Here is a 13,559-nt window from a genome sequence, read left to right on the forward strand (position 1 = left end):
ATTCCCATACGGACTGCTCTATGCTCTGCCATCTTCTTCCATTCCTTTCTTTTTTTCCTGACATGCTTTTCCCATTTCATTTAATGTTGAAAAGCGTCCGGCGCGCAGGGGCGCCCCGGACTTATGGGTTAATACCTTGGATTTTGAGAGTATATGTAAATCTGTTTACCGGGTTTTAGCCAAGGAACCATGCAGCTCCGAGCCCTCCCAGTAAGATAAAGGTTGCCACATACTGAATCACACCGGTTAAGTATGCGTTCGGTATGGAGAGCTTTAAGAATTCTCTTGACTCTACCTTTGTGTAAGCAAGTCCCCATGCAACCCAGGACTGAGTAATACAGCTTCCGATATTTACGGTGATTGTAGGAATTGCAAATACTGCATAAAGGAAAGGTACGGAGAAGGATGCAACGTTGGAAAGTACACCAAGGGTAGCAGCTCCGCTTCCAACCAGTGTCATCGGTCCACGGAACAGACCCATGCAAAGCAGGATAGCAAATACGATACATACAACGATTTCACTTCTTGGCATTACATTGCCTATGATTACCTTAAAGTAAGGAGAAGCATAGGACGCTACCTGGTTGAACATAGGCAGTGTGAGAAGGAATCCTACGAGGGGAGCGGTATCAACCACGCCGTCGTAATACAGCTTATTAACAAGCTGACAATTCTCTTTAAAGCTTCCAGCCATTCTTCCGCAAAGGAAAAGAGCCAGGAATCCTGCAATGATAAATCCGCCGATAACGGAGAAATCAAGCCAGATCTTAAGAACTACAGGCACAACCGGAAGGATCAGGGTGTAGAACGGAGCGTTCTTCTGCTCAGAAGCAGCGCCTCTTGTCTGTGCAGCCCAGGAGTGAACTGTCTTTGATTTCTTTAAGTAAACAGCAGACAGTACGGTGGTAGCGATCAGCATGATTGCCAGAGCTGCATAGCCCCAGTGTGCTGCATACCATCCAAGGGTGAAGTCAGGCATTTCTTCCGGCTTCATGAAGAAAGCACGGTACTGCGCGAAGTTTACAGGGTTTAAGTAAATACCTGCTGCAACGGAGCCCATAAAGGAAAACAGCGCAACAGATTTGGGAATTCCCAGAGACATAAGGATAGGAAGTACGATAACGCCGATAGCGATAACCGGGCCTGCACCTGTCATAGCGGTAAAGATCAAAGCTGTGACGATGTTTAACAGGGCAACGGTAACGAATGGCTTATCTCCGCCCAGCTCAACCGTTTTACGGATTAAGGTGGAAGCGATTCCGGTATCCATCAGGACGCGTCCAAACCATGCACCCCAGCATACGTTTACCAAAGTGGTTCCCCAGCCTTCAGGAGCTGACTGGAAAATCTTGTTTAAAGCACCGATCATCTTGTTGTCAGGGCCGAATTTTAAAATAGGATTGGCCTCTAAGAATGCGTCGCCTACAAAGAAAGTTCCACCGAGGGGTAAAACAGTCCAAAGAATTGTGATCAGCAAGAATCCGATCATCAGGTTATGGCCCTTGACACAGTAGTATGCCAGACCAAAGAAAGAAATCAATAAGATAATACCAATGATATACTCCACAATTAATACCTCCATAACTTTTTATTCGCCACACATGTAAATACTCTGTCCGCTTCTTGGGCGGTCTCTCAAATCCCGGTTTTTAACTCCTTTCCTCTTTTCTTCCCTGTAATCTGGGCATCATGGTACACCCGCAGGGTGCTTCCTTTTTTCTGCCCTGTAATCCGGGCATCATGGTACACCCGCAGGGTGTTTCATAACAAATATAGTGAAAAATCTATTTCTATCAGGTCCGGCATCAAGCCATTCCTGAAAAGAACTGAGGATAAATTTCCCGAAGAGTCCCTGCGTTCCAGAGGATGGTGTTGAAATGATTGGCACAGATCAAACACGCAGCTTCGGCATCCCGCCGCCTTAAATGATCAAGGAGAAGGCGTCCTTCCACCTGAGCATGCTCCCGGCTGGTCAGGGAAGACATATCAATCTTATAGTTAAAGGTCGTATACTGCAGATAATTCAAGCGAAGCAGATCGCAGTCCATGGTCCGGAAAACCTCCCAGGCATATTCCCTGCCGCAAAATGTGGAAAGCAGATAATGAACCTGCTGCTCCGTAACCAGAAAATCAACAGGGCTTTCGTCATCCATCTCAGACCTCTGCCGGTTGAGAACCGCTTCCAACTGCTGCTCCTGCTGCTTGGTAAGCCCCCGGCGGCAGATATCGTCAATCATGGCCTGCTCCAAAACAATGTGGGCAAACACAGCCTGCCTGATCCGTTCCACATCTAATAAGGTAACTTCCGTTCCCCGCTGAGGATACACCACCATATATCCCTCTTCCACCAAACGGGAAAGGGCTTCCCTCACAATGGTCCGGCTGGCATTCATCTGGCCGGATAAATTATTTTCACTGAGGCGCTCTCCCGGAGGGATATCAAGGCTCAGTATGTGACGGCGAAGTTGGTTGTAAATATCGTTCTTCTGATTTCCTTTTTCTGCTTCTGCCATTTCCGTTTCCTCCCGTGTATCTCTCTCCATCAAGGCGGTTCTCAGATTGCACATCAGTATCCCGCCAAATGCATATCAGTCTGTCTAAATATGTATTTTACCTCTATCTGCTTTGTAAAATATATCACATCCAGTTATGAAAATCAATTATTTTGTTATCATTTTTTCTATATTTTTTTTATTATCCCTCAATATTCTGGCTGGTTTCACAAATAACAGGATAATGTTTCCAGAAAAAACCAATATAATAATTGCATACAAGTTAAAAAGTTACCTTCTATCCCTTCAGAACCTTTTCTATGGTAACCCTTCTCCAGTTCTTCAGAAACAGGCTGATCATAGAGACAGACAGTCAGGAAACAGCAGTCCGACAGCCGCCGGAGGGAATCCGGCTTGCGGGAGGAAGAACACTCTGACTCAAGCGAAGAGAGGTCCGCTCAGTCTGCCATATGAAAGGATGAAGTGGGGAAATTTCAGTTGTATTCAGATATCAGATAGAAGAAAAGAAATATGCCTGGCCGTTTAAGGGATGACAAAAACCGGAAAGTCTTTAAAAGACTTTCCGGTTTTTCGTGAAAGCGGGTGATGGGAATCGAACCCACGTATCTAGCTTGGAAGGCTAGTGTTCTACCATTGAACTACACCCGCACGGAACCTCAAAACATTTCAAAAGTGCTTAAGGGAAGCACAATGCCCAAAGCCGGAATCGAACCAGCGACACGTGGATTTTCAGTCCACTGCTCTACCAACTGAGCTATCTGGGCATAACCATCTGCAACACGTGTAATTTTACAAGATTTCGTTTGTCTTGTCAAGCAAGTTTTCTAATTTTGATGAAAAAAACAAATATCTTGCCAAACTTAGAGAAACATATTATAATGTCAGAAACGGGGAATGAGGTTCTCCCCTGGGTACTCCCTAAACCGCTTTTAAAGCTGATGACTTCTGTGATTATAAAATCGCAGACTCATCAGCTTTTTTGATCGTCTGCGTAGATTGGAGAGATTACTATGCTATTATCCCTTGCCCTTGTGTTCCTCTGCGGAATGACCTTGGGAAAACTGTTTGAAATGCTGAAGCTTCCAAGGCTTCTTGGCATGATCATTACAGGAATCATACTGGGGCCCTATGCCCTCAACCTGCTGGACCGTTCAATCCTGAACATATCCGCAGAGCTGCGCCAGATTGCCCTGATCATCATCCTGACCAGAGCCGGGCTGAATCTGGACGTGGAGGACTTAAAAAAGGCAGGGCGTCCTGCTATTCTCATGTGCTTTGTGCCAGCCTGCTTTGAAATCGCGGGAATGGTGCTTCTGGCCCCTTCCTTTCTGGGCGTGACCCGTCTGGAGGCCGCCATTATGGGAACCGTGATCGCTGCCGTTTCTCCGGCTGTGGTCGTTCCCCGGATGCTAAAGCTCATAGAAAAAGGCTACGGAACAGAAAAATCCATTCCCCAGATCATCATGGCAGGGGCTTCTGTGGATGACGTGTTTGTCATCGTGCTGTTTGCCGCCTTTACCGGACTGGCAGAAGGGGGAGCCATCAGCGCTTTAAGCTTTGTTTCCATCCCTACCTCCATCCTTTCAGGCCTGGCCGTGGGAGTCTTAACAGGCATTCTCATGTCCGCCTTCTTTACCAAATTTCACATCCGCGACAGCGGAAAAGTGATTTTGATTTTATCCGTTTCTTTTCTGCTTGTTACGGCAGAACACAATATGAAAGGAATTATGGGATTTTCCGGCCTTCTTGCAGTCATGGCCCTGGGGGCTTCCATACGGCTGAGAAAATACGACCTTTCCATGCGGCTGTCTGAGAAGTTTTCAAAGCTGTGGGTGGGGGCCGAGGTGTGGCTGTTCGTCTTAGTAGGAGCCACCGTAAATATTACGTATGCCTTAAATGCAGGGCTCATGGCTATTGCCCTCATATTCTGCGTCCTGGTATTTCGGATGCTGGGTGTTTTTACCTGCCTCATCAGAACACGCCTCAACAAAAAGGAGCGCATCTTCACAGCTTTCGCCTATATTCCAAAGGCCACGGTTCAGGCTGCCATCGGCGGCATTCCCCTGGCTATGGGACTGGCCTGCGGAGACATTGTCCTCACTGCGGCGGTTTTATCCATACTGGTCACAGCGCCTTTGGGAGCGGCACTTGTGGACGCTACGTATAAAAAGCTTCTGTAAAAAATGATTTTGATATTTTTATGATGGAAAAATCTGGTGTAATGGTTCCTCCCTCATTGGGGAAATCTGATAAGGAAATGAAAACAGCTTTATATTATATATAGAAGCTTTTATGATCGGAGGACCCCATGAAAAATGAACCTGTATTTTTAACTGACAAAAACCGCAATGTCATCCTGGAAGTGATTTTGGGAACGCCCAATGCCGCCCTTCCCGACAGCTTAAAACCCTTTGAAGTGCTGGAAGCCAACACTTCCGACGGAGCTTCGGAAAAACACGTTCCGGTCATTGAAACAGACGGGCAGCATGTGACGGTAAAGGTGGGAAGCGTATTCCATCCCATGTCTGAGGAACACAATATCACCTGGGTCTGTCTCCAGACCGAGGCCGGAGGCATCATGAGGGTGAATTTAAGCCCTGACTGCGAGCCGAAAGCCTGCTTTACTCTGGAAAAAGGAGATTCTCCAAAGGCCGCTTTCGCTTACTGCAACCTTCACGGTTTCTGGAAGGCAGAGGCGTAAAAACTGAGGAAGCCGGTTCAGCCAAAAACTGAACCGGCTTTTTATATGGAAAGCATCATTGACTCTTGACAAATAAAATACCGGAGCGTATAGTTAGTTTAAACTAACCAATTAATCATGCATAGAATATGCGGGGAGGAATGAATATGGCAGTAAAACTCGACGGCGTCATGGAGACGCTTTTAATCACACTATACGTACGGGCGAAAGACGCGGCAAGTGCGGCTCCTGTCCTTAACGACCAAAAGGCTGCAGAAATAGCGGCAGAAATAGACTACGACTTCTCCAAGTTTGACAGCGGCTTTATGTCCTATTACGGCGTTCTGGCTAGGGCGAAAACAATGGATGACCAGGCGCGGGCATTTATACGGCGTCATCCGGAATGCACCATCGTGTCCGTGGGCTGCGGGCTGGATACCCGTTTTTCCAGGGTGGATAACGGAAAAATCATGTGGTATAACCTGGATTTTCCTGAGGTGATAGAACAGCGCAAACTGTTTTTTGAAGATCACCCACGCGTGAAGGACATTTCAAAATCCGCCCTAGACCCCTCCTGGACACTGGATGTGGAAGTGAGGGGCAAGCACCTTCTGATTATTTCCGAAGGCATGCTGATGTTTCTCCACGAAAGGGAAGTCGCCCAGTTTCTCGGAATATTGACCAGAGGCTTTGACCGCTTTGAAGCCCATTTCGATTTGCTGTATAAAGGGCTGGTGAACAAAGGAGGCCTTCATGATACGGTTAAGAAAACCGGCGCTCAGTTTCACTGGGGCGTGAAAGACGGCAGCGAGATCACACGCCTCTGCCCCGGAATCAAGCAGATCGGCCTGATCAATTTCACGGAAGAGATGCGCCACCTCCTTCCTGGGGTTAAAAAGCTGCTGATTCCAATGATGTACATTGCCAATAACCGGTTGGGCATGTATGCCTTTAAGAAAAAATATAATAGTGAGGAGTGATGTAATATGAGAAAGAAGTATAAAAATACTCTTCTTGAATTCGCCCGGCAGCTTAATTTGACGCTGGATACGCAGATGGCAACCATTTTCGGCTTACATAACGGCTATTCTGTTTTCCTGTCACCTGTAAATGAAACGTATCAGTTCATCTTAAGTCTGTCCGTGCGCCATGGAAATGAGATGCCGAATATAAAGACAATGAAACAGGCTGTGCCCACCTCCAAGGCGGTCACAGGATGTTCAGTGCGGGGATACCGGGTCAGTTATACCCTGCGGGCAGGTATGACGGCAAATAAAACCCTGGAAAACTTAAGGGAAGGGCTGGAATCCATAACAAACTATCTGCGGGAAAACAGTTTTGAAAACTGCTGCCAGAGCTGCGGAACACCGGGCGCCGCTGATCCTTATAATATTTCCGGCGCCAGTACGCTCTTATGTGATCACTGCTTTTCCGATCATTGTGAAACAGCAGCCGTAAAGGAAGTCCAGCAAAATCAGAAAAAGGAAAATCTGATCGGCGGCATTGTAGGAGCTCTGCTGGGTTCCCTGATCGGAGTGGCGGTCATCATCCTGCTGGGACAGTTGGGTTATGTAGCTGCTTTATCCGGCCTGGTTCTTGGGGTGTGCAGCTTGAAAGGGTATGAGCTTTTAGGCGGACGCTTAAGCAAAAAGGGAATCGTTATCAGCATTGCAATCATGCTGGTGATGGTTTATATAGGAAACCGTGCAGACTGGGCCATCAGCGCCGCAAACTATTTTGAGGATTTAGACGTATTCTCAGCCTTCCAGTTAATCCCCGTACTTCTTGAGGAGGGTTATCTCGAATCAGGTGTTTATTACGGTGATCTTGCCATGGTATATATCTTCACCGTAGTAGGAGCTGTGCCTACAATCATCGCTGCCCTTCGTGCAAAAAAGCAGGAAAATGCGAGTCACAAAATGAGCGGGGATTGAGGCTTTAACGAAATTTGAATGCAATCACATCTTGAAATTTTATTGGAATGCACCCGTCATATTTTTGTGTTATAATGTGTTTATCCGGAAAAAATGAGGTTACACCATGAAAAATGACCGCTTATTCCAATTACTCTACCTGCTGTTGGAGCAGGGAACCATGACTGCACCGGAACTGTCCAGCATACTGGAGGTTTCGGTGCGAACTGTTTACCGGGATGCGGAGGCATTGTCCATGTCAGGAATACCCGTCTATGCCACGCGGGGCAAAGGCGGGGGCATTTCTCTGATGCCGGGCTATACCTTTGATAAGACTCTGCTTTCAGACGAGGAACAAAACCAGCTTCTCTTTGCCATTCAAAGCCTGCAGGCCGCTGACCAGCAGGTAGGGGCACTGCTTCAAAAGCTGGGGACCGCCTTTCAAAAGCCCCGGCAGAACTGGATTGAAGTGGATTTTTCCCGCTGGGGGCTGCACCGCACCGATATGGCGGTCTTTAATCTGCTGAAAGATTCCATTTTAAACAGACAGACCCTGAATCTGACCTATTCCGGCACCTCCGGTGAAACAACGAAGCGCAGCATTCATCCCCTTAAATTGATTTATAAGGATAAGAGCTGGTACTTGCAGGCGTTTTGCCTTCAGGCAGATGATTTCCGGCTCTTTAAGATCAGCCGCATCCTTCACATCTCTCCTGCGGGGGAAAGCTTTTCCAATATCTATGCCGATGACATCCCTCCTTTGGAAATAAATACTCCCTCTCTTTCCTCCATACATCTTAAACTGCGTTTTACCGAAGCCATGGCATTCCGGGTATATGACGAATTTGATCACCGCAGCATCACGCTCCAGCCGGACGGGCATTTGCTGGTAGAAGTTGATTTTCCCATGGACAACTGGGTGATGGAGTATCTCTTTTCCTTTGGAACGGAAATCGAAATACTGGAGCCTGCTGATTTAAAGAAACATCTGGCCGACTATGGCGAAAAAATTGTGATCCACCACAGAACCTGACAATTAGTTGTCAGGTTCTATATGGTACAATCAGGTTATCAAAAATAAAAGGAGAGAAAAATATGGATCAGAAATTTTGCCAAAGCTGCGCAATGCCAATGGGAACCGGTGATGATTTTTACGGCACGGAAGTAAACGGCAGCAAAAGTGCCGATTACTGCCAGTACTGCTACAAAGACGGCAAGTTCACCTTTGACGGCAGCATGGAAGAAATGATCGAAATCTGCATTCCCCACATGACAGAGAACAACCCCGGCATGAGCGCAGAGCAGGCGCGCCAGATGATGACGCAGTTTTTTCCCACACTAAAACGTTGGAACAGCAGATCATAAGACAAAAAAACATCCTTTTCAATCCGGTTTTCATACCGTTTTAAAAAGGATGTTTTTTGTATCTCCAATTCTTAAAACTGGGCGGAGAAGGATTCGAACCTTCGAAGTCGTCGACAACAGATTTACAGTCTGCCCCCTTTGGCCGCTCGGGAATCCGCCCATGCTTTTTTGTCAAGCAAGCGTAATTTTACCATAGGGACATGAAAAAATCAAGGTTTTTTTGAAAAAAATCCAAGTTCTGAATTCAGGACTCTATTCCCGGTCTCCGACCAGAAGAACGGAACTGATTGCCGGCATGTCAACGGTGATCTGGCCCTTCTCCACTTCATAAGTGACCTTACCCACATTATACCCGTTTTCATAGGTCAGCATATAGCGGGACATGGTCTCTCCGTCCTTTAAGCCAAGCTGCCAGACAGGGATGGTCACGGCCCGTTCCTTATCAAGGCTGTTGACCGCTACAGCGCAGATGTTATCCCTGTAAAACCTGCCGTAAGCGATGAGGTGGTATCCGGCCAAAAGCTGTTTTAAGGACCCCAGCCGCAGGGCAGGCAGGCAGTGGTGAAGCTCTGTCATATACCGGTGGAATTCCACCAGCTCCAAATCCTCCCCGCCCCATGGGTAGGTTCTGCGGTTATCAGGATCGGTCCAGCCGCAGACTCCGGCCTCATCTCCGTAATAAATCGTGGGCGCGCCGGGCCACGTCATCTGAATCATGACCGCTTCCCGGAATATGCCGTAGTTAATGCCCCTGGAAGCCGCCTCAGGCCCAAGGGTGGAGGTTCTTCCCACCCGGCCGTTGGTTCTGGTCAGGAAACGGGAATGGTCGTGGTTTGACAGCTCATTCATGGCCACCAGAATGGAACTTCCCATCATGCGGCTCATGTGGTACTTCATGGACGTGAAAAAGCTTTCCCCGTCGCCGAAAAGCTGGGGGTTGCTCTCATCGCTGTGCTTTTCCATGCCCGTCAGAAACCAGGTCACAGGCTCCATAAAAGCATCGTAATTCATGACCGTATCCCACTGGTCCCCCTGGAGCCAGCCGGAAGGGTCGCCGTAATGCTCTGCCAGCACAATGGCCTCCGGGTTGGCTTTCTTCACCTCCCGGCGGAAATCTCTCCAGAATTTGTGGTTGTATTCGCTGCTATGGCCCAAGTCCGCCGCCACGTCAAGGCGCCAGCCATCCACGTTATAGGGCGCAGAAACCCATTTCCGGGCGACGCGCATGATGTAGTCATAGAGGATAGGGGAATCCTCATAGTTGAGCTTTGGCAGGGTGGAATGGCCCCACCAGCCGTCGTAGGAGCAGTTGTACGGCCACGCCTCTTCATTGTAAAACTTAAAAAAGGTTCTGTAAGGGCTATCCTTTGACACGTAAGCTCCCGGATCATACTTCCCGGACATCTCATAAATCCGTTCTCCGTCGAGCCACTTGTTAAAGGAGCCGCAGTGATTGAACACGCCGTCTAAAATCACCTTCATCCCCCGGTTGTGGACCTCTTCCACAAACCGGGCGAAAAATGCATTGCTTTCCTCCAAATTCGTTTTATCCGTAGTCCGGATCATATATTTTTCCGCACGGCTGTTATCCGCAGTTCCCGGCTCCACAGTCCGCCCTCCGTCCTTTACGATAAGACCGTAATGGGGATCGATGTAATCATAGTCCTGGCAGTCGTATTTATGGTTGGAAGGCGACACAAAAATGGGGTTAAAGTAGATCGCATCCACGCCCAGATTCTTCAAATAGTCCAACCGATCCCAGACTCCCTGTAAATCTCCGCCGTAAAAATACCCCACATCCATCTGGTTGGGATACTTTCCCCAGTCTTCTACCCCGGTGACAGGCCTGCCGATGTAGATGTACTCTCCGTCCACCACGTCGTTGCTCTCATCCCCGTTGCAGAACCGATCCACATAAATCTGGTACATCACAGCCCCTTTGGCCCATTCCGGAGTGGAAAAGCCGGGGACAATGCGAAACGGAACGCCTGCCCCGTTCTGGTCGGAAGGGCCCAGCCTGCTGTAGTAACAGACTTCCCGGCCCTTTATCACCTTAAAGCTGTAGCTGATTTTGTCGTTTACTGCGGTTAATCTATATTCATAATAATCAAACAATTCATCGGAATCTGTCTTCTCCATGGCAGGCTCTTCCGCCTTGCCCTCCTGAATATAACAGACCAGGTCCGCATTATTCTTTGCGGTTCTAAAAAGCAGGATTACGTCGTCTCCCTCATTAGGCTCTGCCGGAAATCGGAAACTTTCTGTCTCGTCGGTGAATAATGCATCTCTATCTATGGTCTCAGCCTGGAAGCACATATCTTCTATATTTCCTTTCTCGTCATCTATACGTTCTATTCTATCCGATTCAACCCAAATATACAACCCCGCCTTTTTCACAAATAATTAGAAAAAACGGCCAGCGGGGGAGCTGACCGTTTTTTCGGAGAAGGTATTTCGTTTCTTATGGGGTGTAGCAAAAACTATATAATGTATTGGGGGGGGGTTACATTTATTAATATATCATGGTCTTCAAAATAAGTGTGCACAAACATACGTTTTTTTCATAAATATTTTTATGCATTTTTGCAATCCCCTTCTTCCGTATAAAAAAAAGCGCAGACCGTGGAATAAAAATTAGAGATTTTACCGGGTCTGCGCTGGTCTTATTAAAATTATGCTATTTCTGAAGCTGGAAATAAAGCTTCAAATTCCTGCTGCCCGATCTTTTCTTTCTCGATCAGAAGCTTGCTGCATTCGTGGAGAACATCCTCATGCTTTATGATGATCTCCCTGGCCTTTTCATAGCACTCGTCAATAATCCGCTTCACTTCGTTGTCAATGGTGTTTGCCACCTGGCTGCCGTAGTTCTTGGTGTGGGCCAGATCGCGGCCGATGAAGACTTCGTCGCCGTCGTTGTCGTAATTGATCATACCCACCTTATCGGACATGCCGTACTGGGTCACCATGGCACGGGCCAGGGCGGTTGCCTGCTTGATATCCTGGGAAGCTCCTGTGGTGATATCGCCGAAAATGATTTCCTCTGCGATTCTTCCGCCAAGCCCCACCATAATATCCTGAAGCATCTTTCCCCTGGTGTTGAACATATGGTCTGTTTCCGGCAGAGGCATGGTGTATCCGGCGGCTCCGATTCCCGTAGGAATGATGGAAATGGTGTGCACCGGTCCCACATCAGGAAGCACGTGGAACAAAATCGCGTGGCCTGCCTCGTGGTAAGCCGTGATCTTCTTTTCCTTATCCGTAACAACCTTGCTCTTTTTCTCTGCTCCGATTCCAACCTTTACAAACGACTTCTCAATATCTGCCTGATTGATGTATTTCTTTCCCTGTTTAGCCGCATAAATAGCCGCTTCATTCATCAGGTTCTCCAGATCAGCACCGGTAAATCCGGAAGTGGTCTGGGCAATTCTCTTTAAATCCACATCTTCTGCCAAAGGCTTTTCTTTGGAGTGGATTTTTAAAATCTCTTCTCTTCCCTTTACATCAGGCCTTCCCACGCCCACCTTACGGTCAAAGCGTCCTGGCCTTAAAATAGCCGGGTCTAAAATATCCACACGGTTGGTGGCTGCCATCACGATGATTCCTTCGTTGACACCGAAGCCATCCATCTCCACAAGGAGCTGGTTCAAGGTCTGTTCCCTCTCATCATGGCCTCCGCCCATACCCGTACCTCTTCGCCGGGCAACGGCATCGATCTCATCGATAAATATAATACACGGGGCATGTTTTTTTCCTTCTTCAAAGAGGTCCCTGACTCTGGAAGCTCCCACACCCACAAACATTTCCACAAAATCAGAACCGGAAATGGAGAAAAACGGAACTCCGGCTTCTCCTGCCACTGCCTTTCCAAGAAGGGTCTTACCCGTTCCGGGAGGTCCTACTAACAGGATTCCCTTGGGGATTCTGGCTCCCACTCCGGTGTACTTCTGGGGATTTTTTAAGAAATCCACCACCTCTTCCAGCTCTTCCTTTTCCTCTTCAAGGCCTGCCACCTTGCCGAAGTTGACCTTATTGGCATCCTTTGCCAGATGGGCCCTGCTCCGCCCGAAGTTCATCATCCTGGTATTGGCGCTTCCCGCCCCTGCCCTGGCGTTCATCATCATGAACAGAAAAACCAGAGCCGTTGCCGTGAGAATGAGCGGCAGGGCAATGCTTAAGAATAGGTTTTCCTTCTGCACTGCTTCCAGAGTATAATCAACTCCATTGCGGTCCAAACGGTCCTGAATGTCAATGACATTGGATACGTTGGCCTCCATCGCACTGCCATCTACGATCAGTTCCACCCTGCCTGTGGGAGGGGGATCGTTCTGATAGATGGTCACTTTTTCTATGGTTCCCTGGTCAATGGCCAGCATGAGTTCCTGATTGGTAATGCTGCTGCCTGTTTTAGTCTGGCTGACGGCGAATATAAAAATGACGGCCAGAAGGAGCAAAAACCCCATACTTCTGAATGGTTGCTGTTGTTTCAACACGCTGCCTCCTTATTGCTGTTCTATAATTCCAATATATGGTAAATTCCGGTAGTTCTGATTATAATCAAGACCATAGCCAACGATAAATTCATCAGGCACAGTGAAACACGTATATTTTACCTTCACCTGCTGCTTTACCCGGCGCTCCGGTTTATCCAAAAGAGTACACAGCTCAATGCTGCTTGGATTCCTCTGCTTTAACACCTCAATCAAATAGGATAAGGTGTTGCCGGAATCGATGATATCTTCTACAATCAATACGTCTTTTCCTTCAATGGGCTCATCAAGATCCTTGACAATCCTTACAATTCCGCTGGACACTGTTCCGGCTCCGTAGCTGGATACGGACATGAAGTCCATGGTAATGGGAATGCTGATTCTTTTGGCAAGTTCACAGGTAAAGAAAACGCCTCCTTTTAAGATGCAGATTAAGTGAAGGGGCCTTCCTTCATAATCCCTGCTGATTATATCCGCGATTTCCCTTGTTCTCTGTGCAACCTCTTCCTCTGAAAGCAGTATACGTATCTTATCATCCATTGTGTTTTCCTCTTTCCTGCCCCGCATTTTGGGCATAATGGTATGCCTGAAAGGCGCTTCC

12 protein-coding genes, 3 tRNA genes and 1 riboswitch are annotated in these 13,559 nt (G+C 47.8%); of the genes, 7 read left to right on the top strand and 8 right to left on the bottom strand.

What is annotated here, in order from left to right:
- Positions 1–175 precede the first annotated feature (175 nt).
- Together QM657_RS19540 and QM657_RS19545 are read right to left on the bottom strand one after the other, a co-directional pair.
- Positions 176–1,567 (bottom strand): citrate transporter, encoded by a 1,392-nt coding sequence (locus tag QM657_RS19540; RefSeq protein ID WP_415068378.1) that lies wholly within the window; start codon positions 1,565–1,567, stop codon positions 176–178.
- A 238-nt stretch (positions 1,568–1,805) separates the two neighbouring features.
- Positions 1,806–2,513: a GntR family transcriptional regulator gene (locus QM657_RS19545; RefSeq protein ID WP_415068379.1), complete on the bottom strand. Its 708-nt coding sequence runs from the start codon at positions 2,511–2,513 to the stop codon at positions 1,806–1,808.
- Between the two features lie 136 nt (positions 2,514–2,649).
- On the opposite strand from QM657_RS19545, the gene QM657_RS19550 reads away from it, so the two are divergent.
- Entirely contained in the window at positions 2,650–3,039 is a 390-nt protein-coding gene (locus QM657_RS19550) for a hypothetical protein (protein ID WP_415068380.1), read from the top strand.
- Between the two features lie 51 nt (positions 3,040–3,090).
- Here the strand turns inward: QM657_RS19550 and QM657_RS19555 are convergent.
- Positions 3,091–3,161: transfer RNA gene (locus tag QM657_RS19555), tRNA-Gly, on the bottom strand.
- A 43-nt stretch (positions 3,162–3,204) separates the two neighbouring features.
- Positions 3,205–3,277, bottom strand: a tRNA-Phe gene (locus QM657_RS19560).
- 117 nt (positions 3,278–3,394) lie between these two features.
- Positions 3,395–3,468: riboswitch (Fluoride riboswitch) on the top strand.
- A gap of 55 nt (positions 3,469–3,523) precedes the next feature.
- On the opposite strand from QM657_RS19560, the gene QM657_RS19565 reads away from it, so the two are divergent.
- From QM657_RS19565 to QM657_RS19590, 6 genes are all read left to right on the top strand, one after another.
- Positions 3,524–4,693: a cation:proton antiporter gene (locus QM657_RS19565; RefSeq protein ID WP_415068381.1), complete on the top strand. Its 1,170-nt coding sequence runs from the start codon at positions 3,524–3,526 to the stop codon at positions 4,691–4,693.
- Positions 4,694–4,821: 128 nt separating this feature from the next.
- On the top strand, positions 4,822–5,214 hold the full coding sequence (locus tag QM657_RS19570) for a desulfoferrodoxin family protein (protein ID WP_415068382.1): 393 nt from the start codon (positions 4,822–4,824) through the stop codon (positions 5,212–5,214).
- A 146-nt stretch (positions 5,215–5,360) separates the two neighbouring features.
- Positions 5,361–6,173: a class I SAM-dependent methyltransferase gene (locus tag QM657_RS19575; protein WP_415068383.1), complete on the top strand. Its 813-nt coding sequence runs from the start codon at positions 5,361–5,363 to the stop codon at positions 6,171–6,173.
- Positions 6,174–6,179: 6 nt separating this feature from the next.
- Complete coding sequence (locus tag QM657_RS19580; RefSeq protein WP_415068384.1) at positions 6,180–7,127, top strand: hypothetical protein; 948 nt, start codon at positions 6,180–6,182, stop codon at positions 7,125–7,127.
- 106 nt (positions 7,128–7,233) lie between these two features.
- Positions 7,234–8,139 (top strand): helix-turn-helix transcriptional regulator, encoded by a 906-nt coding sequence (locus QM657_RS19585; RefSeq protein WP_415068385.1) that lies wholly within the window; start codon positions 7,234–7,236, stop codon positions 8,137–8,139.
- A gap of 62 nt (positions 8,140–8,201) precedes the next feature.
- Positions 8,202–8,471, top strand: a complete 270-nt coding sequence (locus QM657_RS19590; RefSeq protein ID WP_415068386.1) for a zinc ribbon domain-containing protein — start codon at positions 8,202–8,204, stop codon at positions 8,469–8,471.
- A 78-nt stretch (positions 8,472–8,549) separates the two neighbouring features.
- On the opposite strand, the gene QM657_RS19595 is transcribed toward QM657_RS19590, so the two are convergent.
- The 4 genes from QM657_RS19595 to hpt form a co-directional block, all read right to left on the bottom strand.
- Positions 8,550–8,631 (bottom strand) — tRNA-Tyr (locus tag QM657_RS19595).
- Between the two features lie 92 nt (positions 8,632–8,723).
- Positions 8,724–10,787, bottom strand: a complete 2,064-nt coding sequence (locus QM657_RS19600; RefSeq protein WP_415068388.1) for a glycoside hydrolase family 13 protein — start codon at positions 10,785–10,787, stop codon at positions 8,724–8,726.
- 356 nt (positions 10,788–11,143) lie between these two features.
- The gene (ftsH, locus tag QM657_RS19605) at positions 11,144–12,958 is read right to left on the bottom strand and encodes an ATP-dependent zinc metalloprotease FtsH (protein ID WP_415068387.1); all 1,815 of its coding nucleotides are present in this window, start codon (positions 12,956–12,958) and stop codon (positions 11,144–11,146) included.
- A 12-nt stretch (positions 12,959–12,970) separates the two neighbouring features.
- Positions 12,971–13,498 (bottom strand): hypoxanthine phosphoribosyltransferase, encoded by a 528-nt coding sequence (hpt, locus tag QM657_RS19610; RefSeq protein ID WP_415068389.1) that lies wholly within the window; start codon positions 13,496–13,498, stop codon positions 12,971–12,973.
- Between the last annotated feature and the right edge of the window lie 61 nt (positions 13,499–13,559).

The organism is Lacrimispora sp., assembly GCF_047605665.1.
Lineage (GTDB): Bacteria > Bacillota > Clostridia > Lachnospirales > Lachnospiraceae > Lacrimispora.